Below are 23,244 nucleotides of genomic sequence, written 5' to 3'. Positions count from 1 at the left end.
TATGTCTAAAACACTAAAAGAATCAGTTATTGCCGTCATTTATGGCGGCCGTTCTGCGGAGCGTGAAGTTTCAATGCAAAGTGGTCCTTTGGTTGCTGAGGGGTTGCGTTCAAAAGGCTTTCAAGTTGTAGAGCTTGATCTTTATGGTCCTGATGCCGCGCTTGATCCTATTGTTCAATTGCAGGCTATTAAGTTTGATCTTGCTTTCATTGCCTTGCATGGTGGGGAGGGTGAAGATGGTCGAGTTCAGGCTTTACTTGAAATGTTTGGTAAGCCGTATACAGGTAGTTCGCCCTTAGCTTGTGGTTTGGCTATGGATAAAGTCTTAACTAAGCGTTTTTGGAATGGTATTGGTATTCCGACTCCCGCTTATTTATCTTTTGTCGATCATGCTAATGCGGATGTAATCGAGGAGCAGATGTCTTATCCAATGATTGTTAAGCCTTCTAGAGAGGGTTCTACCATTGGGATTAACAAGGCTATGAATAGAGCTGAGCTTGATGATGCTCTTCTAAAGGCGCTTGAGTATGACTCTGATATATTGGTCGAAGAGTTTGTCGATGGGCCTGAATTTACTATTACGGTTATCGATGATGTCGCTTATCCGCCAATAGGTTTGAAGCCTGCTCCGAATCATAAGCTTTATGATTATGAGGCTAAATATATAGCGGATGATACTGAATATTTGTTGCCTTGTGGTTTAGATGAAGATGATGAAAATGAGTTGCAAATGCTGGCTCTGGATGCTTATCGTTCATTAGGTTGCTCTGGTTGGGGGCGTGTCGATGTCATGCGAGATCAAGCTGGTGTGTTTTGGGTGTTGGAAGTTAATACTGCACCAGGTATGACGTCTCATAGCTTAGTGCCTATGGCGGCTAAATATGTGGGCATTGATTATGCGTCACTTGTGGAGAAAATTGCGCAAAATGCTTGGGATAAAGTAGGGCGTAATTGATTTATGAGGATAGCGGCACTAATCGGGGCAGTTTTATTGATATTGGTGGCTGTTTTTCAGGGAAATGATTCATCTGAAACTTGGTTTGCTATTCAGAAGATCGAGATTAAAGGTGATTTGAAATACGCAACTGAAGATGAGTTGCGATCTGATTATTCCTCTTTGCTTGGTCAGAGTCTTCTGAGTGTCTCTTTGTCTGATGCTTTGGCTACTGTTTTGTCATCTGAATGGGTAGCAAGTGCAGAGATTCGTAAAGTTTGGCCAAATACGTTGCAGGTGCTTGTTCATGAACATACGCCTCTTGCATACTGGGGGGATGGGCAATTGATATCCACCTCGGCGGTAGTCATTACGCCGCCTAAGGTGCCTAATTTGCCGCTTACTAGATTGTATGGTCCCGAAGACTCAAGTGATGTTGTGTTAGAGCAGTTTGGATTGGTTAGTCAGGTGCTTGCTTCAACGTCTCTACGTGTTTCTACTCTTACCTTAGAGCCAAGGGGAGCGTGGAGTATTATTTTTACCAATGGTGTAGCGGTCAAGTTGGGTAGGGAGGAGATTTTAGAAAGATTGCAGCGCTTTATAGCTGTGTATAAAAGTGATTTATCGGGTAGAATAGACCAGATAACGTCAGTCGACGCTCGCTATCCTCATGGGGTGGCTGTAGGTTGGAAAAAAAATAAATGATATTGGCCTGTTTGTTGCTTTTTTATACAGCAAAGAAGGTCTTTTCAAAACAACACGTAATGCCGGGAAGGTGAAATGATAGTCGGTTTGGATGTAGGCACATCGAAAGTTATCTGTTTGGTTGGCGAAGTTCTAGCTGATGGTAGTTTGGAAATTGTCGGTATTGGCTCTCATAGTTCAAAAGGTATGAAGCGTGGTGTTGTAATCAACATTGAGTCAACGGTTCAGTCAATTCAGCGTGCTGTCGAAGAAGCTGAGTTGATGGCTGGGTGTAATATACATTCAGTTTATGTCAGTGTTGCTGGTAGTCATATTCGGAGTTTGAATTCTCACGGTATAGTTGCCGTCAAAAATGGTGAGGTTCAAAAAGAAGATATAGATCGAGTTATTGATGCTGCACAGGCTGTGCCGATATCTTCTGATCAGCGAGTGCTTCATATTTTGCCTCAGGAGTATCACATTGATTCCCAAGAAGGTATTAAAGACCCTCTTGGCATGTCTGGTGTTCGACTTGAAGCGAATGTGCATTTGATTTCTGGTGCTGTTAACGCTGTGATGAATGTTGAGAAGTGCATTAAACGATGTGGGTTGGGGGTAGATGGTGTCATCTTATCTCAACTTGCTTCTAGTGAATCTTCACTTAGTGAGGATGAAAAAGATTTAGGTGTTTGCTTGATTGATATCGGTGCGGGAACATCTGATATTGCTGTTTGGATTGATGGTGCTTTGCATCATACAGCAGTGGTTCCGGTTGCTGGTGATCAGGTTACAAATGATATTTCGATGGCTTTACGCACGCCAACTCAGCATGCGGAAGAAATCAAAGTGAAATATGCATGTGCCATGTCTTCTATGGCATCCGCGGATCAGGTTCTTCAGGTGCCAAGTGTTGGTGATCGTCAGCCAAGATCAATCACCCGTCATGCTTTGACAGAGGTTGTTGAGGCAAGATATGAAGAAATTTATAATTTAATTCTGGATGAATTAAGGCGTAGTGGTTATGCGGAGCGTATCCCTGCAGGTATTGTAATTACTGGTGGTACGTCGCTTATGGAAGGTGCGGCGGAGTTGGCTGAGAAGGTATTTCAGATGCCAATTCGATTATCTTTACCAGATTGCACTAAAGGAATGTCTGACATTGTCGATAACCCTATATATTCAACAAGTGTTGGATTATTGGCTTATGGTAGTAAAGAGGCTGAAGTAACCGAGATCTCGAAGCGGATGATGTCTAAGACGCAAACTAAACGAGAATCATCAGTTCTGGTTCCTAAAAAAGAAATCGGGCCATCCTTCAGTGCAACGAAGGCATGGCAGAAATTAAAGCACTGGTTTCAGAGTTATATTTAGTCAGAATTGATTGTGAATTTATTGAGGAGCGATAAGCCCATGAATGTCTTTGATTTAGCCGAAGATAATTTATCAGATAATGCTGTTATTAAAGTTATCGGTGTCGGTGGTGGTGGCGGCAATGCTGTACGTCATATGCTTGAAAATCGATTGGAAGGTGTTGAGTTCATTTGTGCTAACACTGACTCTAAAGCGCTGATAGGTTTTGAGACTGGAGTCTCTTTGCAGTTAGGTTCAACCATTACTAAAGGGTTGGGTGCTGGGGCAAATCCAGAAGTAGGTAGGGATTCAGCCTTAGAAGATCAAGAAAAAATCACCCAGTTGCTGACTGGTGCGGATATGGTGTTCATCACTGCTGGTATGGGTGGTGGAACGGGTACAGGTGCTGCGCCAGTTATTGCCAAAGTCGCGCGTGAATTGGGTATTTTGACGGTGGCGGTTGTGACTAAGCCTTTTCCTTTTGAAGGTCGCCGCCGCGCAAGAGTTGCTGAGGAAGGTGTTAAGGAGTTGCGTGAAAATGTTGATTCCTTGATTACTGTTCCAAATGAGCGTCTTTTGCCAGTATTGGGTAAGAATATTTCATTGCTGAAGGCATTTGGTGAAGCAAATAATGTTTTGTTTAATGCGGTTCAGGGTATTACAGATTTGATTATGCGACCTGGTTTAATCAACGTCGATTTTGCAGATGTAAGAACAGTTATGTCTGAAATGGGGATGGCGATGATGGGTACTGGATCTGCATCTGGTGAGGATAGAGCTAGAGTAGCTGCTGAGGCTGCAATACATAATCCATTGCTTGAAGATATTAACCTTAGAGGTGCGCGTGGCGTGCTGGTGAACATTACAGCAAACGAAGAAGTTGGTTTGTCTGAGTTTACTGAGGTTGGTAGCATTATTGAAGAATATGCATCGGAAGATGCTACTGTCGTGATTGGTTGTGCAATTGATCCTAGTGTAGGAGATGAAATGCGAGTCACGGTAGTTGCCACTGGTTTAGAGGGTCGCTCTGCAGTTGAAATGAAGTCTGCTGTTGGTGAATCTGTTGTCTCTCAACCAGTTGTGGCAAAGGTTGAGCAGGTTATTGAAAGTGAAAACGCTAAAATGACTGTTGCTCAATCTGTGCCGAAGCCTTCACAGCATGTGAAAGCAGAAGTGGTAGAGAAAAACTTGGATGAAAAGAAGGGGTCTGTTGATTCTGCCTCTATTTCAAGTGGCGATAAATTATCGTATTTGGACATTCCAGCATTTTTGCGTCGTCAAGCTGACTAGTTTGAGTAAAAACGATGCAATATCAAGGCGTTGGATTGTATAAAAAATGTGTTATTGATACTATTTTTCAAAGAATAGTATCCAGTCATAAAAATGTAGGAATATAATGGTACGCCAACACACACTTAAAAACATTATTCGAGCAACTGGAGTGGGATTGCACTCTGGCGAGAAAGTGTATTTGACACTAAAGCCTGCGCCTGTGAATACAGGTATTGTATTTGTTCGTACAGATTTGGATCCAGTTGTAGAGATTCATGGTGATGCGCGAGCAGTCGGATCAACAAATTTTGCTACAGCTTTATGTCAGGGTGATGTGAAGGTAAGTACTGTAGAGCATTTGTTGTCTGCAATGGCTGGTTTGGGTGTAGATAACGCTTATGTAGAAGTGAGTGCTAGTGAAATTCCTCTTATGGATGGAAGTGCTAGCCCTTTTGTTTTTCTTCTGCAATCGGCAGGCCTAGAGGCTCAGAATGCACCAAAAAGATTTATTCGAGTTAAGAAACCTATTCGAGTAGATGAAGGTGATAAGTTTGCTTCTCTTGAGCCTCATTCGGGATTTCGGTTGTCTTTCACAATTGACTTTCAACATCCGGCTATTGGTGAGGATGTTCAAAGTACATCATTTGATTTTTCAACGACCACTTTTGTAAAAGAGATTAGTCGTGCGAGAACATTTGGTTTTATGAAAGATCTTGAATATTTTAAGAATAACAACCTTGCTCGTGGTGCAAACATGGAAAATGCCATCGTACTAGATGACTACCGTGTGCTAAATGATGAAGGTTTACGCTACCGAGATGAATTGGTGCGTCATAAAATTTTGGATGCGATCGGTGATCTTTATCTTCTTGGTCATAGTTTGATTGGTGAGTATAAGGCTTACAAATCAGGTCATGCTTTGAATAATAAGCTATTGCTTGCTCTGCTTGAGCATCAGGATGCTTGGGAATATGTTGTTTTCGAAGATGAAGCGCAAACGACACCAATTTCTTATGTGGAACCTGCTTTTGTTGGTGCTTAGTAAGTGATTAATTCTTGATCGAATCTTTAAAAACCAGACTATATGTCTGGTTTTTTTGTATTTAGGTCCTTGATATTTCATGTTTTGTCACACATTACCATGATAGACTGTCTTTATTACTAATTGGCTACGATGAGTTCAAGATGTTAGGAACTGTAATTAAAAAAATTGTCGGCACAAAGAATGACCGAGAAGTTAAACGATATAGAAAAGTCGTTGCACAGATAAACCAGCTTGAAGAATCTTTCCACAAATTATCTGATGATGATTTGTCAGGGAAAACAAGCGAGTTTCGTGATCGTCTCGCAAAGGGTGAGTCTTTAGAATCTATTTTGCCTGAGGCTTTTGCGGTGGTACGAGAAGGCAGTAGCCGTGTTATGGGCATGCGCCATTTCGATGTGCAGCTCATTGGTGGCATGGTTCTTAATGAAGGTAAAATTGCTGAAATGCGTACAGGCGAAGGGAAAACGCTTGTAGCAACACTGGCTGTTTACTTAAATGCTTTGTCTTCCAAAGGTGTTCACGTTGTTACGGTGAATGATTATCTGGCTAAGCGTGATGCTAACTGGATGCGACCTTTATATGAATTTTTAGACATGAGTGTTGGTGTGGTTTTCTCTGGTCAAGATCGTGACGAGAAGAAAGCAGCATACTTGTGTGATATTACTTATGGTACCAATAACGAGTTCGGTTTTGACTATCTTCGCGACAATATGGTTTTTCGTTTAGAAGATCGTGTTCAGCGTGATTTAAACTTCTCTGTAGTGGATGAAGTGGACTCCATTCTGATAGATGAGGCTAGAACGCCTCTCATTATCTCGGGTGCGGTTGAGGATAGCTCTGAGCAGTACCGTAAAATTAATCAACTTGCTCCTTTATTGGTTAAGCAGGAAGATATTGAAGGTGAAGAGCCAACAGGTCATTACGTTTTTGATGAGTCTCAGCGCAGTATTGAATTGACGGAAGATGGTCATTCTTTTGTTGAGGATTGGCTGGTTGAGCAGGGTTTGTTGGGTGAGGGTGAAAGTCTTTATGCGGCTGGGAACCTTTCTCTATTGCATCATGTTCATGCTTGTTTGAAAGCGCATGTTATTTTTAAGAAGAATGTTGATTATGTGATTCAGGGAGACCAAATCGTCATTGTTGATGAGCATACAGGTCGAACTATGGCTGGTCGTCGTTGGTCTGAAGGTATTCATCAGGCGGTAGAAGCTAAAGAGGGTGTGACTATTCAAGCAGAAAGTCAGACGTTGGCTTCGACAACTTTCCAGAATTACTTCCGTTTATATGAAAAGCTATCTGGTATGACCGGTACAGCTGATACGGAAGCGTTTGAGTTTCAGCAAATTTACGGGTTATCCGTTATTGTTATTCCTACAAACCGCCAGGTTCAGCGTAAAGACTTCAATGATTTAATTTATATGTCTACTGAAGACAAATTTGAAGCGATTGTGTTGGATATTGAAGAGATTGTTAAGCAGGGTCGTCCAGTGTTGGTTGGTACTGCATCTATTGAATATTCAGAGCTTTTATCAAATTACCTGCTTGAAAAAGACGTGAAGCATAATGTTCTTAATGCTAAGCAGCATGAGCGTGAGGCTGAAATTGTTGCTGATGCTGGTCGACCTGGTGCGGTAACAATTGCTACTAACATGGCCGGTCGTGGTACAGATATTGTATTGGGTGGTAATTTGCAAGTTGAGTTAGCTCAACTAGGTGAAAATGCTAGCCAAGAAAGTATTGATGCGCTTAAGGCTGATTGGAAGTCTCGTAATGAGTCAGTTTTGGCAGCAGGTGGTTTGCATATTATAGGTACTGAGCGTCACGAGTCGCGTCGTATTGATAACCAGTTGCGTGGTCGTGCTGGCCGTCAAGGTGATGTTGGTTCTTCACGCTTTTATTTGTCTTTAGAAGATAATCTAATGCGTATCTTCATGTCTGATCGTATCAAGAAAATGATGATGGCGCTTGGGATGGAGAAGGGTGAGGCCATTGAACATAAGATGGTTTCAAATGCGATTGAAAAAGCGCAGCGTAAAGTTGAAGGTCGTAACTTTGATATTCGTAAGCAATTGCTTGAATATGATGATGTGGCAAACGATCAGCGCCAAGTAATTTATCGTCAGCGTTTTGATATGATGGTATCTGAAGATCTCTCTGAAGCTATTTCTGCAATGCGAGAAGAGGTTGTTACCAGTTTGATTGATGAATTTATTCCGCCTCAAAGTATCTTTGATATGTGGGATCTTGAGGGATTGGAAGATAAGTCTCGTAATGAGTTTGGTCTGGAGCTGCCTGTTGCTAAGTGGGTTGAAGAAGATAAGAAACTATATGAAGAGCCTCTGCGCCAGAAAATACTAGATACATTTGTCAGTGATTATCAGGCTAAAGAAGAAATTGCTGGTGCGCAGTCATTTAGGGCTTTTGAAAAACAAGTGCTATTACAGGTTCTTGATACTTTATGGAAAGAGCATCTTCAGACAATGGATATGCTTAGGCAAGGCATCCACTTACGTGGTTACGCACAAAAGAATCCTAAGCAGGAATATAAGCGTGAGTCGTTTGAGTTATTTCAAGGTTTGCTAGAACAAATCAAATATGAAGTGATTCAAATTATTACTCGTGTAAAAGTTCAGTCTGCTGAAGAGGCTGAGAAAATAGAAGAAGCCCGTAGAAAGCAAGAAGAGAAAACGACTGTTAATATGATTCATGATTCATTGAATTCATTGGCTGAAGATTCTTTATTGTCTACAGATGGTGCTCAAGAGTTCCCTAAAGTGGGTCGAAATGAGCCTTGCCCATGTGGTTCAGGTAAAAAATACAAACAGTGTCACGGTAGTCTTATTTAACTGGAGAAAGCTTAAATGGCTGTAGGGTTACATGATTTTCCTCTTATTCCAGAAATAAAAGGAATTAGAATTGGTGTTGCGGAAGCTGGAATTAAAAAGCCTAACAAGAAAGATGTTGTGATTTTTGAAATATGTGAAGGCGCATCTGTTACTGGTGTTTTTACTCAGAATGCTTTTTGTGCAGCGCCTGTGCGTATTTGTCAAAAGCATTTAGGTTTGGTAGGTAGTCGTTATTTGCTGATCAATACAGGTAACGCTAATGCTGGTACTGGAAAATCTGGTCTTGAGACAGCTCTAAAGACTTGTGAAGCTTTGGCTAATGAAACTGGTGTAAGTGTAGAGGCTATTTTGCCTTTCTCAACTGGTGTTATTGGTGAGCCTTTGCCAGTGGCGAAAATTGTTGCGGTGATTCCTTCAGCTCTTGCCAATTTATCTGCTGATAATTGGCGTTCTGCAGGTGTTGGTATCATGACGACTGATACTTTACCAAAAGGCTCTATTCGCACTTTCGAATTTGACGGTCTAACTTATAGTATCGCCGGTATTTCGAAGGGTGCTGGTATGATTCGCCCTAACATGGCAACTATGTTGGGTTATGTTTGCAGTGATATCGCAATGGATGTGGATGTTCTTCAGTCGATATTGAAAGATGTTGTAAATAAGAGCTTTAACCGTATTACTGTTGATAGCGATACATCTACGAACGATTCTTGTATTGCTGTGGCAACTGGTATGGCTGGAAATACGAAGGTGACTTCTGTTGATGAGCCTTTGGCCCAAGCTTTTATAGTTGCCTTTACAGAAGTTATGCAAGAGTTGGCTCATGCTATTGTTCGCGATGGTGAAGGTGCGACTAAGTTTGTTACGGTAGAAGTGGTTGGCGCTGTTATTGAATCTGATGCCACGAAAGTTGCGTTTGAAATTGCACACTCGCCTCTAGTTAAGACTGCATTGTTTGCTTCTGATCCAAATTGGGGGCGAATTTTAGCGGTTGTTGGTCGTGCAGGTGTTGAAGGTTTGGATGTTGATCACGTACAGCTTCATATAAATGGTTTTGAAGTTGCTCGTGATGGTGGTCGTTCTCCTGATTATCTTGAAGAGCACGGTAAGCAGGCTATGGCGCCTCAAGAAATCCATATTGTGCTTGATTTGGGTATGGGTGCTGAGTCTGATATTGTTTGGACGACAGATTTTTCTCATGAGTATGTCACTATTAATGCTGAGTATCGTACCTAATGTTGGTTAGAGTTGCTGTTGGTATTATTCTTCGTGGTGGTGAGGTTTTCATTGCTCTTCGTAACTCAAATCAGCATCAAGGTGGTTTGTGGGAGTTTCCGGGGGGGAAGTGCGAGTCTTCTGAGTCTGCTGAGACGGCTTTAGCTAGAGAGTTGAAAGAAGAATGTGGTATTGCTGTAACTGAGAGTTCTTTCTATAAAATGATATCTCATGATTATGGTGATAAGCAGGTCGAGCTTTGCTTCTATAAGGTAACAGGTTTTGATGGTGAGCCAGAGGGGAGTGAAGGTCAGACGGTAAGTTGGGTGGCTATTTCTAATTTGTCGACGTATCGTTTTCCTGAGGCTAATCAGCAAATTGTTTCTGAGTTGATGGCGGCGGTCTGATTTAAGATTGCCAATGTTTGGTTTTAAAAAAGAGCTTCATTTTGAAGCTCTTTTTTTGTTTTTAATCTTTGAATTGAGCTTTGATAAAAAGGTTAAGCGATTTGGTTGTTAATTTAGGATTTTCGCCAATAGCTTTCTTACTACGCTTGGTTCAAAGGGCTTTCCGCAGATCGCATCAACACCTTCTTGGGCGATATTTGATAGTTGGCTATCTTCTGAGTTTGAGCTCACCATTAGTATGGGGATGTGTGCTAATGCAGGGTCTAATCTAACTGCTTCGGTTAGTTCTCTGCCATCCATTTCTGGCATGTTGTAGTCTGTAACAATAAGGTCAAACTCCATTTCGTTAAGGAGTGCAATTGCTTCTTTGCCATTTTCTGCGAATTGTATATCCTCAATTCCCATTGTGTTTAGTGTTTTGCTTACATGCTTTCGTGCCATCCGGCTGTCATCTGTAACCAGTACGCGAAGGCTTTTTGGGTCGAACATTTCTAAGTCAATTTCTTCCTCAACGATAAGGTCTAAGGTCGCGTGAATGGCGCGAGTTAGGTCTTTTTGGTTGAATGGCTTGGGGAGGATAGCGAGTACGCCAGATTGTCTTAGGTGTTCTAAATGATCTCTATTTCTTTCGCTAGAGATTAGCATAAAGCACTGATTTTCAGTTTCTTCATTGTTTCTGATTCGATCAATGAGGTCATTGGCTGAGCCATCAGGGAGATACATTGAAGATATTACAAGGTCGGGTGGAAAAGAAGAGAGTGACTCGATAGTTTCTTGGATGTTGTTTGCGTATGCAATTTGCTTTATTCCGGCTTCTTCAAGTGCTTTGGTGATAACTTTCCTTTGCATGTCTGATGGTTCTACGAGAAGAAAGGAGAGGTCGCTTATTGCTGCATAAGTACTCATATTGTAAAGCCGCCTATATATTTTGTGTTGATACTACTTTTGCCAAGAATATTTAAGGTTAGTGATTGCTTATAGTTAATTCTATTATACTAAATAGGTTAACATGTTTTATCTAGTTTATTTGAGTGATAGGGGTGTGAATGTCGACGGCGAGTGCGTGTCATATTTTGGTTAAGACGAAAGCAGAAGCGGAATCCTTAAAATTGAAATTGGATAAAGGTGCTGACTTTCATAAATTGGCCAAGCAATTTTCTACTTGTCCTTCTGGTAAGAAGGGTGGAGATCTTGGTGAATTTCGTAAAGGGGATATGGTGCCGGCTTTTGATAAGGCGGTTTTCGGTGGCCCTTTATATAAGATTCAAGGGCCTATTAAAACGCAATTTGGTTTCCATCTTATAAAAGTGTTGTATCGTTCTTAAATGTATTTAAGGAGAGATTTATGAGTAATGTTATTCAACTTGATGACTCTTATTTTGTTGCGCCTCAATTAGTCGAGGCTGATTTGGCCTCACTTAAATCGCAAGGCTTTGAGCGAATTATTAATAATCGGCCAGAAGCGGAATCTGCTGATCAGCCTTCTGGTGAAAGTATTCGTGCTGCTGCTGAAGCGTTGGGTATGGAGTATGTGAGTAACTCAATAGATTTGTCTAAATTATCTCAAGAGCAAGTTGATTTTCAAAGTGCTGCTTTGCTTGAGGATAAGAAGACGCTGGCTTTTTGTCGGACTGGTACTCGATCTTCAGTGTTATGGGTGTTGTTAGAGAATGGTAAGGGCGGTAACTCTAGTGATTTGATATCTTACGTATCGGGTAAGGGCTTTGATCTTTCTCGTTGCTCCATGGCTATGGCGCCTTTGTTAAAAGTATAGATTCTATTCGGTTTCTTGTATAAAAGTAGTATTGGTAAATTATGGTTAGTCGTCCATCGTTAGAAACTGCCACAGCGTCAGATCCTGATCGGTTTGTTGAGCCACTAGAGCTTGGTAAACGTGTGAAGGAAATTCGTTTAGCGAAAGGCTGGACGCTGGAAGAGGTGGGAAAAAGAACAGGAATAGCTCGGTCAACGTTATCGAAAATCGAGAATGATCAAGTTTCGCCAAGCTTCACTATCGTGCAGAAGTTGATTAATGGTTTGGAAATGGATCTGCCACAGCTTTTTGTTGAGGCGAGTGAGCATTCTATTGCAGGGCGTCGAGATATTACTCGCAAAGGGAAAGGGGAGCCACATCCAACGGCAACTTATGAGCATGAGCTGTTAAATTATTCTATTAGCCGTAAGAAAATGGTTCCTTTTAAGACAACTGTAAGAGCTCGATCCTTTGCTGAATTTAAAGAATGGGTTCGTCATGATGGCGAGGAGTTTTTATTGGTTTTGCAAGGTAAAATTAATTTTTTCTCTGAACTCTATGAGCCGATTGAATTAAAAGAAGGTGATAGTGTGTATTATGATGCCACTATGGGGCACGCGGTCGTTTCCTTGTCGCTAAAAGACGCGGAAATCCTTTGGGTTGTTGCTCGTTAATATATATTAAAAAATAATGAATAGAATAAGGTTGTAGAAAATTATGTCACAGTGGAACGTAACAAGTTGGAGAGAAAAAACGGCGCTACAACAGCCTGTTTATCCTAATGCAGAGCATTTGGCTCAAGTTGAAAATACATTAGGAAAAATGCCTCCTCTTGTTTTTGCGGGTGAGGCGCGCCAGCTTAAAAAAGCTTTAGCGCAAGTGGCCAATAGGCAGTCATTTTTGCTGCAAGGTGGTGATTGTGCTGAAAGTTTTGCTGAGTTTCACGCTAATAATATTCGCGATACGTTTAAAGTTATGCTGCAAATGGCGGTTGTGTTGACTTATGCGGGTAAATGCCCCGTTGTAAAGGTTGGGCGCATGGCTGGGCAGTTTGCTAAGCCGAGATCGTCAGGTAGTGAAGTAATTGGTGGTATTGAATTGCCAAGTTACCGTGGTGATATCATCAATGGTATTGATTTTACTGAGCAGGCAAGGGTTCCAGACCCTGAGCGTTTGGTGCAAGTTTACAATCAAAGTGCTTCAACAATGAACTTGCTTCGAGCTTTTGCTCAGGGTGGATTTGCAGATTTACATCAAGTGCATCAATGGAATTTGGACTTTTTGAATGCGAGTCCAGCGGGTAGTCGTTTCCAGGGCGTGGCTGACAAAATTGATGATGCACTTCAATTCATGGAGGCGTGTGGCATTGGTCCTGGTTTAGCTCAGTTAAAAGAGACAGATTTTTATACTTCTCATGAGGCGTTGTTGTTGCCTTATGAGCAGGCTTTGACTCGTAAAGATAGCTTGACTGGTGACTGGTATGATTGTTCTGCGCATATGTTATGGATTGGAGATCGTACTCGTCAATTGGATGGTGCTCACGTAGAGTTTTTACGTGGTGTACAAAACCCAATTGGTGTAAAGGCTGGTCCTACTATGGATCCAGAAGATTTGCTAAGATTGTGTGATGTGTTGAATCCAAATAATGAAGCAGGTCGTTTGAATATTATTGTGCGTATGGGTGCAGATAAGGTTGAAGACGGCATGCCTAAGCTCATTCAAGCAATTCAGCGTGAAGGTAAGCAGGTTGTGTGGAGTAGTGACCCGATGCACGGTAATACTGTCAAAGCGTCTACGGGTTATAAGACTCGACGTGTTGATGACGTGTTGAGAGAAGTTCAGCAATTCTTCCAGGTTCATAATGCTGAGGGGAGTTATGCGGGTGGTGTTCACTTTGAAATGACAGGGCAGAATGTTACCGAGTGTGTTGGTGGTGCGTTTGAGGTGACTGAGGCGGACTTAGCTGACAGATACCATACTCATTGCGATCCACGCTTAAATGCCGATCAGTCTTTGGAGTTGGCGTTTATGATTTCAGAGACGCTTAAGAAAGCTAGGGCTTAATTTCTGCTCATTTGTTTTGTAAAATTTAAATAGACAAGATTTAGATATTAAAAAAGCTCAGTTATTAATTTAACTGAGCTTTTTTGTATCTAATTTTTCAGATTAACTTTTACGGCGACGAAATGCGGATGAGGCAGATTTGGATGTCACATCAATTTTTGCCATGATGAGAGCCATTTCTTCTGCTTCTGCTTGTTGCTGTGATTTTAATTTTTCTTCACGTTCTTTTTTTGATGCTTTCTCAGCTTCGCTTAGCATCTTCTGGATGCTGGCCTTGCTTTTGGTGCGAGCTGGTGCTTTTTTCTTTTCTGTGGCTGCTGCAGCGAGTGGGGTGCCTAATCTGTCTTCACCGATGAGTTCGCCAAAGAATGATTTTGTTGTTGGGGCTGGCTCAAGTGTTTTTTTTGGGAGTTCAACAGTCTTTTTTGTGGCTACTTTTCTTGTTTTCTTGGGCTGTTCTGCTGTCGATACGCCATTCGCATCAAATAATGCTTTTTTGCCTAGATTTAGATTTGTGGCTTTTTCCGCTGTCTGTGCAATCTTATAGCCGCGTAAGCTCTCACCGTTATAAATAGAAATGTAGTCTGTTTCTAATTCATACAGTTCTTCTTTGTCGCTTGTTTCAAATAGTTCTTCAACTGTAAAAGCTTCAACGCCATTCTCCCTAATGTCGTTGTATAAAGGGAAGTCTAAACCTTCGCTAGTTGCTTCTACGTATTGTTCGAAACGTTGAAAGCCACTATTGAAAGACGTTCCAATGTAGTGTTTGCCGGAGATGTTATTTGTGATTTTAAAAACGACCAAAATCGCTGCCTCTTACGTAATATCTTTTTAATAGCACATAAACCCCATTCACCAGAGGTGACCCAAAGGTGAATGGGGTTTATAAGAAATAGGGTTAGTGTTTTACGACGATGTTAAGACCGTCACGAACGTTCAGATGAACGTTTTCAACTCGATTGTCTTGCGCGATTAGGCGGTTGACTTGGTTGACAGCAATATCGCTGTTTTCTTTCGGGTCTAGAACTCTTCCTTGCCATAGGGAGTTATCAATAATGATAAGGCCACCAGATCTAACAAGCGGTAGTACTGCTTCGTAGTAATTTAGGTAGTTACGTTTATCGGCATCAATAAAGACAAAGTCGAATTCCCCTTCAAGGGATTCGATCGTATCGAGAGCGGGTCCAAAAATCGCTTTGATTTTTTTACCATGCTCGCTGCGATCAAAAAAAGACTGAGCGAATTCAATTGCTCTGGGATTGGTTTCACAACAAATAAGCTCACCACTTGCAGGCATGCCTTCTGCGATAGACAATGCTGAATATCCAGTAAACATGCCAATTTCTAACGCGCGCTTGGGTTGTGCTATTTTTGCCAGAAGCTTCAGCGTACGGCCGATGGTTTTTCCTGATAACTTATTTGGGTAGCCCATATCAGAGTAGGTTTTTTCAACCAGCTCAACTAATAGGTCAGGTTCTGCTTGAGTCGTCTCAATGCAGTAGTCGTCAAGATTATTGAGATCCATAGTGCCTTTTGATAAATGAAGTCTGTGTGAAACGGATGCTAATTTTACTCCGCATGCTGAGAATGTCTATGGCTTAATGATAGAAAAAGGGCTTGATTTTTGTCGATGGCCGTTACACGGTGAAAAAGAGGGTATTTAAATTAGATTCGCATGAATAATCGAAAAATGATAATTTATGCGCTGAAATTTACATGTGCTCTTTGGTATGGAGCACCACTGACTCCGATAGGGGAATAAAATGCCTGTAATTACTTTGCCAGATGGCAGCCAACGTTCTTTTTCAAACCCAGTAACTGTTATGCAAGTCGCCGAGGATATTGGTCCTGGTTTGGCTAAAGCAACGGTGGCGGGGCGCATAGACGGTCAACTTGTTGATGCGTGCGAACTTATTTCAGACGACGCTAAGTTAAGCATCATTACAGGGAAAGACCCTGAAGGTGTTGAGATTATTCGTCACTCTTTTGCTCATCTTGTTGGTCATGCTGTTAAGCAGTTGTATCCGACTGCACAAATGGCGATCGGACCTGTTATCGATGAAGGTTTCTACTACGACATAGCATACGAGCGTCCTTTTACGCCTGATGATTTGGCGGCCATTGAAAAGCGCATCGGTGAATTGGTTAAGACGGATTACGATGTTGTTAAAAGAATGACGCCAATAGCGGAAGCTCGCCAGCAATTTGTTGACCGTGGTGAAGGCTATAAAGTGGCATTGATTGATGATATGGATGAGTCAACGAAAGAAGTTGGTTTGTATCATCACGAAGAATACATGGATATGTGTCGTGGTCCACATGTGCCAAATACCCGTGTGTTACGTCATTTCAAATTGATGAAGCTTGCTGGTGCTTACTGGCGCGGTGATTCCAATAATGAGATGCTGCAGCGTATTTACGGTACTGCCTGGAACGATAAGAAAGAATTAAAAGGTTATTTGACACGCATTGAAGAAGCGGAGAAACGTGACCACCGTAAGTTAGGTAAGAAGCTAGACCTTTTTCATCTTCAAGAAGAAGCTCCAGGCATGGTGTTCTGGCATCCTAAAGGATGGCGTTTATATCAAGCTGTTGAGCAATATATGCGTCAGAAGCAGCTTGATAATAATTACCAAGAAGTAAAAACACCTCAGATCGTAGATCGTGTGCTTTGGGAAAAGTCAGGGCATTGGGGTAAGTATCATGAAAACATGTTTACCACGCATTCTGAAAACCGTGATTACGCAGTTAAGCCGATGAACTGTCCTTGTCATATACAAGTGTACAACCAAGGACTTAAGAGTTACCGTGATCTGCCGTTCCGTATGGCTGAATTTGGTTCATGCCACCGTAATGAGCCTTCAGGTGCATTGCATGGTATTATGCGTGTACGTAACTTTGTTCAAGATGATGGGCATATCTTTGTAACAGAAGGGCAGATTCAGCAAGAAGTATCTGAGTTTATCGATCTGTTGCATGAGGTTTATGCAGATTTCGGTTTTGATAATATTGTTTATCGCTTGTCTACTCGTCCTGAGCAGCGCGTTGGCTCTGATGAAGTTTGGGATAAGGCTGAAAAGGCGTTGTCTGAAGCGTTGGACTCTGCAGGGCTGGATTGGGAGGAGTTACCAGGGGAGGGGGCGTTTTATGGTCCTAAAATCGAGTTTTCTCTGAAAGATGCCATTGGTCGAGTGTGGCAATGTGGTACTATTCAGGTTGATTTCTCGATGCCTACTCGCTTAGGTGCGCAATATGTATCGGAAGATGGCTCTCGTCAAACACCGGTTATGTTGCATCGTGCTATTGTTGGATCGCTTGAACGTTTCATTGGTATTTTGATCGAAGATACAGAAGGTGCCTTTCCGGTCTGGCTTGCGCCCGAACAAGTTGTTATCATGAACATTACTGATCGCCAGGCAGACTATTGTTCTGTTTTGGAAAAAAGATTGAATTCAAATGGCTTTAGAGCAAAACTTGACTTGAGAAACGAGAAGATCGGGTTTAAAATCCGCGAGCATACTCTTCAACGAGTGCCGTATATGATTGTCGTTGGTGATAAAGAAGTGGAGCAGCAACAGGTTGCTGTTCGTACTCGCACCGGCGAAGACCTTGGAGTGATGAGTATTTCCGATTTTGAAGGTTTGCTTCAACAAGAGATTGCTCGCCGTAGCCGTAAACAAGAAGTGGAGATAGTACTATAAAAGGTAATATGAATCGTGGGCGTGCAGCTAGTAAGCAGCGCCCTCAAATCAACGAGAACATTCGAGCAACTGAAGTGCGTTTAATCGCAGCTGATGGTGAACAAGTTGGCGTTGTCTCTCTAGAAGAGGCACTAAAAGCAGCTCAAGAAGCTACTTTAGATCTAGTGCAAATTGCTGATTCAGATCCGATTGTTTGCAAAATCATGGACTACGGTAAGCATATTTTCGAAGCGAAGAAAGCGAAAGCTGCTCAAAAGAAAAATGCGAAGCAGATCCAAGTTAAAGAAATGAAATTCCGTCCAGGGACGGAGGAAGGGGATTATCAGGTAAAACTCCGCAACCTGATACGTTTCCTTGAAGGCGGGGATAAGGCCAAAGTATCACTACGATACCGCGGTCGTGAAATGGCCCATCAGGAGCTTGGCATGCAGCTTATGAATCGAGTCGCAGTAGACTTAGAGGATTACGGTGTAGTAGAACAAGCCGCGAAAATGGAAGGTCGTCAATTGACGATGGTGCTAGGCCCCAAAAAGAAGAAGTAATTTTAAATAACTTAGCTTTAAGGGTTTCGGCTCTTAAAGACTAAATTATTAAGAAATTATACTAACATTAACGAATGCGAGAGTGGTTTTATCATGTCCAAAATTAAGTCACACAGTGGCGCAGCTAAGCGCTTCAAACGTACCGCGAATGGTTTTAAGCATAAGCAGTCTCATACTAGTCACATTTTGACTAAAAAATCGACTAAGCGTAAGCGTCATCTTCGTTCTATGAACCAGATTGCGCAAAGCGATAAAGCGTTAATTGTACGCATGTTGCCATACATCTAAGTCTAGATTTTTTTAGTTCATTAATTTATTAGTATAAGGTTTATATTATGCCTCGCGTAAAACGTGGTGTTCAGGCTCGTCGCCGTCACAAGAAGATTTTAAAGCAAGCTAAAGGTTACTACGGTGCACGTAGTCGTGTATTTCGTGTAGCAAAACAAGCTGTTATCAAAGCTGGTCAGTATCAGTACCGTGACCGTCGTCAGCGTAAACGTCAATTCCGCGCATTGTGGATTGCTCGTATTAACGCTGCTGCACGTATCAATGGTCTATCTTACAGCCGTTTTATTGCTGGCTTGAAACAAGCTGCAATTGAAATCGACCGTAAGGTTTTGGCTGACCTAGCTGTGTACGAGAAAGAAGTTTTTGCTGCTATCGTTGAAAAAGCGAAAGTAAGCTTGGCTTAATTTCTGACGTAGCCTTAGGGTGATTCGATCTTGAAAGATTTCGTCTTAAAAGAAAGAATTACTCAATGCAGTCTTTGATAGGGGAAGAGCCAATGGTTCTTCCCCTATTTTATTTTTTGGAGTGTGTAAATGGAGAACCTAAAGCAGATTCTTGCTGATGCGCTAAGCGCAGTAGCTGCGTCTGAGAGTGAGTCCGCACTGGATGATGTACGTGTGCATTATTTAGGTAAGAAGGGCGCTCTGACTGCTTTGTTGAAGCAACTTGGTAATGTTTCTGCAGAGGAACGACCAAAATTTGGTCAGCTGGTCAATGAAGCAAAAGATCAAGTTCAGGAAAAAATTACTGAGCGTAAATCATCTCTTGCGAAAGCGGCGTTAGACGCCAAGCTTGCGACTGAGACGATTGATATCTCCTTATCCGGTAAGGGTCAAGAAGTGGGTGGTTTGCATCCAGTGACTCGTACAATGGAGCGTATTGAAGCCTTTTTTCGTGGTATTGGCTTTGATGTGGCTTCAGGGCCAGAAATTGAAGACGATTATCATAACTTTGAAGCTCTAAACATTCCTGCGCATCATCCTGCGCGAGCAATGCAAGATACCTTCTACTTTAATCCGTCAACCGTACTAAGAACGCATACATCTCCTGTTCAAGTTCGCACAATGGAAACGACGCAGCCGCCAATTCGAATCATTTGTCCTGGTCGTGTTTATCGTTGTGATTCAGATCAAACTCATACTCCTATGTTTCATCAGGTTGAAGGTTTGTTAATTGACGAAAATATTTCCTTTGCTGATCTAAAGGGTATTTTGCAACAGTTTTTAAACGTCTTCTTTGAGGATGATTTAAAAGTGCGCTTCCGTCCTAGCTATTTCCCATTCACTGAGCCTTCAATCGAAGTAGACATTATGCGCACAAACAGCAAGGGCGAAGAGTCTTGGCTGGAAGTGTTGGGTTGTGGCATGGTTCACCCGAAAGTGCTTGAAATGTCAGGAATTGATTCCGAGAAATATACAGGTTTTGCTTTTGGTATGGGCGTAGAGCGTTTTGCTATGCTGCGCTATAAAGTAGACGACCTTCGTATGTTCTTCGAGAACGATTTGCGCTTCCTTAAACAGTTCAAGTAACCAGTCGACCTAGGATGTTTTTATGAAAATTAGTGAGAATTGGCTAAGAGAGTGGGTCAATCCAGACATCAGTAGCGATGATTTGGTTGCTCAGATAACGTTAGCTGGCCTTGAAGTGGATGAGGTTTTACCTGCTGCCTCTGAATTTTCGGGTGTAGTAGTGGGTGAGATTATCGGTGCAGAACCTCATCCGAACGCTGATAAATTGCAGGTATGTCAGGTGTCTGATGGCATAGAGACCTTTCAGGTGGTTTGTGGTGCGCCAAATGCGCGTCCAGGCATCAAAATTCCTTTTGCTAAAATTGGCGCAGTGTTAGGTGCTGATTTTAAAATTAAAAAAGCCAAGCTTCGCCAAGTAGAGTCTTTTGGTATGTTGTGTTCTGCCTCTGAATTGGGGTTGAGTGATGATCATGACGGTATTATGGAATTGCCTGCCGTTGCTAAAGCGGGCGAAGACTTTCGTGCTTTTTTAGGTCTTGATGATCAGATAATTGATGTTGATCTGACGCCTAATCGCAGTGACTGTCTAAGTGTTGCTGGTTTGGCTCGCGAAGTGGGTGTTTTAAATAAAGCTGATGTGACACCGGTTAGCGTCACTCCGGCCGACATTGCTATTGATGATGCTTTCCCAGTGCGAGTAGAAGCGGCAGATGCTTGTCCTCGTTATTTGGGGCGTGTTGTGCGTGGTGTTGATGTTAAAGCTCAGACTCCTTTATGGATGGTTGAGAAGCTCCGTCGCAGTGGTATTCGCTCAATTGATCCAATTGTAGATATCACTAATTATGTGATGCTTGAGTTGGGTCAGCCGATGCATGCCTTTGACTTGGCAAATTTGTCAGGTTCGATTGTTGTGCGAATGGCCAAAAAAGATGAAAAAATCGTCTTGCTTGATGGTCAGGAAGTGACACTTCGTGATGATACTTTGGTTATCGCTGATGAAAAATCACCACTAGCTATTGCTGGCATTATGGGTGGCGAAGGGTCTGGGGTTAACGAAGAGACGAAAGATATCTTTTTAGAGAGTGCTTTCTTTGCGCCATTGTCTTTGGCTGGTAAAGCGCGTTCTTATGGTTTGCATACAGATTCCTCTCATCGATTTGAGCGTGGCGTAGATGCAACTCTGCAAGAGCGAGCAATTGAACGAGCTACTGCGCTAGTTGTAGAAATAGCTGGCGGTCAAGTTGGTCCAATTACGCATGCTGTTAATGAAGCTTCTTTGCCTGAAGCGGCATTAGTAACCCTGCGTCGTAAAAAGCTTGATCAGTATTTAGCAATGTCTATCGACAAAGATCTTGTGACAGATATTTTGACTCGTCTCGGTTTGGAGATGGTTGAAGTCACTGAGGAAGCTTGGACGACAAAAGCACCATCTCATCGCTTTGATATCGCCATAGAAGCTGATTTGATCGAAGAGGTTGCCCGCATCTACGGTTACGACAATCTTCCTTCTTCTATGCCTCAGGCTGCGGTCAACTTTACGCCTTTGTCAGAGACTAAAACTCAGATTCAAGTATTGCGTTCGATCTTGGTTTCACAGGGCTATCAAGAAGCGGTTACTTATAGCTTTATTGATCCTGTGTTGAGCAAGCAATTTCTACCTAACATCGAGCCTGTGCCATTGGCGAATCCTATTTCAGCAGACATGGGTGTAATGCGTCCAAGTTTGGTGCCGGGATTGGTTAAAGCGTATCTTTACAATCAGAATCGTCAGCAGTCGCGTGTTCGTTTATTTGAGACTGGTCGTCGTTTTATTGGTTCTGTTGAGGCTTTGGCTGATTTGGATCAGCAGCAGCAAGTGGCTGGCCTAATTGCAGGTGCTCGTCATGCTGAAGCTTGGTATCACGGCAGTGAGAAGGTTGATTTCTATGACCTGAAGGCACACGTAGAAGCTTTGTTTGCTTTAAATGACGGCGGCAAGCCAACTTACGAGCGCTCTAGTTGTGAGTTTTTACATCCCGGTCGCTCCGCTGATATCTTTTTGGATGGCAGGTTTGTTGGTTTGATAGGGGAGTTGCATCCTCAATTGTCTAAGACATTAGGTGCGAATCAACCTATTTATGTATTTGATATCGCTTTAAATGCGGTATTGAATGCAACTTTGCCTGAATATAAGGCTGTTTCTCGTTTCCCTGAAGTTCGTCGTGACCTGGCATTATTAGTTGATCGTTCTGTTCCTGTTAGTGAGTTGGAGAGAGTGATTTCTGCAACGGCTGGTGATGCACTTAAAAATGTATTGGTTTTTGATGTTTATCAGGGCCAAGGTATTGATGATACGAAAAAAAGTGTCGCTTTGGGCTTGACGTGGCAGCATCCTTCACACACTCTTAGTGATGAAGAAGTGAACAACTCAGTTGAACAAACTGTTGCAGCCTTGTCTGAGCAGTTGGGAGCCGTTGTAAGGGGGTAGATTTATGGGATCGTTGACAAAAGCGGACCTTGCTGAAAATTTAGTGGATTCAATTGGTCTAAGTAAAAAAGACGCCAAAGATCTTGTAGAAGGTTTTTTTGACGTAGTGCGTAGTTCACTAATAGAAAGACAGCAAGTTAAGTTGTCGGGCTTTGGTAATTTTGAAGTGCGCGAAAAGAGTCAGCGCCCTGGTCGAAATCCTAAGACGGGAGAGGAGATTCCAATTACTGCGCGTACCGTTGTTACTTTTCGACCTGGGCAGAAGCTTAAGTCAAAAGTAGAAGACTATATGCAAGAGTAGTTCGAAATGTTTCTAAAAAAGCCATCCACTGGGATGGCTTTTTTGTATCTAGCTGTTCAATGCGCCTATTTATCTAGTGTTGAGCCCTATAGTGTGTATCTGTGGTTAATAAGGCTAGTATGAAAAGTAGAATCATATTTAGATCAATGTTTAAGCGATAAACTCCTAAATTTCTAGCGTCATGATTAAATTGAAAAAAAGTTTATAAAAGTCTTCCCTTTTCAATTCGTTATAGTAATATACGCACCCGCTGACAGGGACAGAGTTTAACTCTTTAGCTGTTGGTTTCGGGGCGTAGCGCAGCCTGGTAGCGCACTAGCATGGGGTGCTAGTGGTCGCAGGTTCAAATCCTGCCGTCCCGACCAAAATTTGAGAAATGCCGCTATAGCTCAGTTGGTAGAGCATCTGACTTGTAATCAGAGGGTCCCGAGTTCGACTCTTGGTGGCGGCACCATAATTTGGTCGAAGTTTCTTTCTTTAGAAATGAAGAGTAGGAATAAAAAAAGATTTTGCTTTTATTAAAGCCGCTATAGCTCAGTTGGTAGAGCATCTGACTTGTAATCAGAGGGTCCCGAGTTCGACTCTTGGTGGCGGCACCACTTCTTAGGAAGTTTATAAAAGTGAACTGCGTCATGTAATGCCGCTATAGCTCAGTTGGTAGAGCATCTGACTTGTAATCAGAGGGTCCCGAGTTCGACTCTTGGTGGCGGCACCATTTACTTACTTTATGTTAGTAAATTAAAATTTGTTTTAGCGTTAAGCCGCTATAGCTCAGTTGGTAGAGCATCTGACTTGTAATCAGAGGGTCCCGAGTTCGACTCTTGGTGGCGGCACCACTTACTTAGTAAAGTAAGCTGGAATAAAAACGTTAAACAATGATTGGGTGTGTAGCTCAGTTGGGAGAGC

Annotated in this window: 22 protein-coding genes and 5 tRNA genes; 24 read left to right on the top strand and 3 right to left on the bottom strand. The window is 42.3% G+C overall.

All coding sequences use genetic code 11. The annotated features are described in order from the left end of the window. The first annotated feature begins 1 nt into the window (after window position 1). The 8 genes from TY87_RS00135 (at window position 2) to mutT (ending at window position 9,753) form a co-directional block, all read left to right on the top strand. Complete coding sequence (locus TY87_RS00135) at window positions 2–955, top strand: D-alanine--D-alanine ligase (protein ID WP_100185547.1); 954 nt, start codon at window positions 2–4, stop codon at window positions 953–955. Between the two features lie 3 nt (window positions 956–958). Beyond that, the gene (locus TY87_RS00130) at window positions 959–1,639 is read left to right on the top strand and encodes a cell division protein FtsQ/DivIB (RefSeq protein WP_100185546.1); all 681 of its coding nucleotides are present in this window, start codon (window positions 959–961) and stop codon (window positions 1,637–1,639) included. 75 nt (window positions 1,640–1,714) lie between these two features. Next, entirely contained in the window at window positions 1,715–2,989 is a 1,275-nt protein-coding gene (gene ftsA, locus TY87_RS00125; protein ID WP_072840582.1) for a cell division protein FtsA, read from the top strand. Between the two features lie 39 nt (window positions 2,990–3,028). After that, window positions 3,029–4,258: a cell division protein FtsZ gene (gene ftsZ, locus TY87_RS00120; protein ID WP_072840583.1), complete on the top strand. Its 1,230-nt coding sequence runs from the start codon at window positions 3,029–3,031 to the stop codon at window positions 4,256–4,258. Window positions 4,259–4,364: 106 nt separating this feature from the next. Then, window positions 4,365–5,282, top strand: a complete 918-nt coding sequence (gene lpxC / locus TY87_RS00115) for a UDP-3-O-acyl-N-acetylglucosamine deacetylase (protein WP_072840584.1) — start codon at window positions 4,365–4,367, stop codon at window positions 5,280–5,282. A gap of 143 nt (window positions 5,283–5,425) precedes the next feature. Next, a complete protein-coding gene (gene secA, locus TY87_RS00110) occupies window positions 5,426–8,131 on the top strand; it encodes a preprotein translocase subunit SecA (RefSeq protein ID WP_072840585.1) in 2,706 nt (901 codons plus the stop codon). A 15-nt stretch (window positions 8,132–8,146) separates the two neighbouring features. Next, window positions 8,147–9,367: a bifunctional glutamate N-acetyltransferase/amino-acid acetyltransferase ArgJ gene (gene argJ, locus TY87_RS00105; RefSeq protein ID WP_100185545.1), complete on the top strand. Its 1,221-nt coding sequence runs from the start codon at window positions 8,147–8,149 to the stop codon at window positions 9,365–9,367. Next, a complete protein-coding gene (gene mutT / locus TY87_RS00100) occupies window positions 9,367–9,753 on the top strand; it encodes an 8-oxo-dGTP diphosphatase MutT (protein WP_100185544.1) in 387 nt (128 codons plus the stop codon). Before argJ ends, mutT begins: the two co-directional genes overlap by 1 nt. 108 nt (window positions 9,754–9,861) lie before the next feature. Here mutT and TY87_RS00095 read toward each other — a convergent pair whose 3' ends face one another. After that, window positions 9,862–10,659, bottom strand: a complete 798-nt coding sequence (locus TY87_RS00095; RefSeq protein WP_072840588.1) for a response regulator — start codon at window positions 10,657–10,659, stop codon at window positions 9,862–9,864. A gap of 140 nt (window positions 10,660–10,799) precedes the next feature. Between TY87_RS00095 and ppiC the strand changes: the two genes are divergently transcribed. The 4 genes from ppiC to TY87_RS00075 are packed head-to-tail and all read left to right on the top strand — an operon-like array spanning window position 10,800 to window position 13,570. Next, complete coding sequence (gene ppiC / locus TY87_RS00090) at window positions 10,800–11,078, top strand: peptidylprolyl isomerase PpiC (RefSeq protein WP_072840589.1); 279 nt, start codon at window positions 10,800–10,802, stop codon at window positions 11,076–11,078. Between the two features lie 20 nt (window positions 11,079–11,098). Continuing rightward, window positions 11,099–11,527 carry a protein tyrosine phosphatase family protein gene (locus TY87_RS00085; protein WP_072840590.1) on the top strand — a complete coding sequence of 143 codons (429 nt, stop codon included), beginning with the start codon at window positions 11,099–11,101 and terminating at the stop codon, window positions 11,525–11,527. Between the two features lie 41 nt (window positions 11,528–11,568). Continuing rightward, window positions 11,569–12,180 carry a helix-turn-helix domain-containing protein gene (locus TY87_RS00080; protein ID WP_072840591.1) on the top strand — a complete coding sequence of 204 codons (612 nt, stop codon included), beginning with the start codon at window positions 11,569–11,571 and terminating at the stop codon, window positions 12,178–12,180. A gap of 43 nt (window positions 12,181–12,223) precedes the next feature. Beyond that, a complete protein-coding gene (locus TY87_RS00075; protein WP_100185543.1) occupies window positions 12,224–13,570 on the top strand; it encodes a class II 3-deoxy-7-phosphoheptulonate synthase in 1,347 nt (448 codons plus the stop codon). Between the two features lie 102 nt (window positions 13,571–13,672). Here the strand turns inward: TY87_RS00075 and TY87_RS00070 are convergent, their stop codons facing one another. Together TY87_RS00070 and TY87_RS00065 are read right to left on the bottom strand one after the other, a co-directional pair. Then, a complete protein-coding gene (locus tag TY87_RS00070; RefSeq protein WP_100185542.1) occupies window positions 13,673–14,374 on the bottom strand; it encodes a GIY-YIG nuclease family protein in 702 nt (233 codons plus the stop codon). A 94-nt stretch (window positions 14,375–14,468) separates the two neighbouring features. Next, complete coding sequence (locus TY87_RS00065) at window positions 14,469–15,095, bottom strand: O-methyltransferase (RefSeq protein WP_100185541.1); 627 nt, start codon at window positions 15,093–15,095, stop codon at window positions 14,469–14,471. Window positions 15,096–15,333: 238 nt separating this feature from the next. Between TY87_RS00065 and thrS the strand changes: the two genes are divergently transcribed. The 12 genes from thrS to TY87_RS00005 all read left to right on the top strand — a co-directional run bounded on the left by thrS (window position 15,334) and on the right by TY87_RS00005 (window position 23,174). After that, a complete protein-coding gene (gene thrS / locus TY87_RS00060; RefSeq protein ID WP_100185540.1) occupies window positions 15,334–17,271 on the top strand; it encodes a threonine--tRNA ligase in 1,938 nt (645 codons plus the stop codon). A gap of 8 nt (window positions 17,272–17,279) precedes the next feature. Beyond that, window positions 17,280–17,813 (top strand): translation initiation factor IF-3, encoded by a 534-nt coding sequence (gene infC, locus TY87_RS00055; RefSeq protein ID WP_100185539.1) that lies wholly within the window; start codon window positions 17,280–17,282, stop codon window positions 17,811–17,813. A 93-nt stretch (window positions 17,814–17,906) separates the two neighbouring features. Then, window positions 17,907–18,101, top strand: a complete 195-nt coding sequence (gene rpmI / locus TY87_RS00050) for a 50S ribosomal protein L35 (RefSeq protein WP_012070284.1) — start codon at window positions 17,907–17,909, stop codon at window positions 18,099–18,101. Window positions 18,102–18,148: 47 nt separating this feature from the next. Further along, window positions 18,149–18,505, top strand: coding sequence for a 50S ribosomal protein L20 (gene rplT / locus TY87_RS00045; RefSeq protein WP_012070283.1), 357 nt, complete (start codon window positions 18,149–18,151; stop codon window positions 18,503–18,505). Window positions 18,506–18,634: 129 nt separating this feature from the next. Continuing rightward, window positions 18,635–19,630: a phenylalanine--tRNA ligase subunit alpha gene (pheS, locus tag TY87_RS00040; RefSeq protein ID WP_100185538.1), complete on the top strand. Its 996-nt coding sequence runs from the start codon at window positions 18,635–18,637 to the stop codon at window positions 19,628–19,630. 22 nt (window positions 19,631–19,652) lie between these two features. Then, a complete protein-coding gene (gene pheT / locus TY87_RS00035) occupies window positions 19,653–22,037 on the top strand; it encodes a phenylalanine--tRNA ligase subunit beta (protein ID WP_100185537.1) in 2,385 nt (794 codons plus the stop codon). Window positions 22,038–22,041: 4 nt separating this feature from the next. Next, window positions 22,042–22,338, top strand: coding sequence for an integration host factor subunit alpha (locus TY87_RS00030; RefSeq protein WP_012070280.1), 297 nt, complete (start codon window positions 22,042–22,044; stop codon window positions 22,336–22,338). Window positions 22,339–22,626: 288 nt separating this feature from the next. Continuing rightward, window positions 22,627–22,703: transfer RNA gene (locus TY87_RS00025), tRNA-Pro, on the top strand. 13 nt (window positions 22,704–22,716) lie between these two features. Next, window positions 22,717–22,792: transfer RNA gene (locus tag TY87_RS00020), tRNA-Thr, on the top strand. Window positions 22,793–22,861: 69 nt separating this feature from the next. Next, window positions 22,862–22,937: transfer RNA gene (locus TY87_RS00015), tRNA-Thr, on the top strand. A 40-nt stretch (window positions 22,938–22,977) separates the two neighbouring features. Next, a tRNA-Thr gene (locus TY87_RS00010) sits at window positions 22,978–23,053 on the top strand. A 45-nt stretch (window positions 23,054–23,098) separates the two neighbouring features. After that, a tRNA-Thr gene (locus tag TY87_RS00005) sits at window positions 23,099–23,174 on the top strand. The last annotated feature ends 70 nt before the right edge of the window (window positions 23,175–23,244 follow it).

Source organism: Marinomonas sp. BSi20584, assembly GCF_002792415.1.
Classification (GTDB): Bacteria; Pseudomonadota; Gammaproteobacteria; order Pseudomonadales; family Marinomonadaceae; genus Marinomonas; species Marinomonas polaris.
Note: the sequence above shows the minus strand (reverse complement) of the source record. Positions and strands in the feature narration are given on the sequence as shown.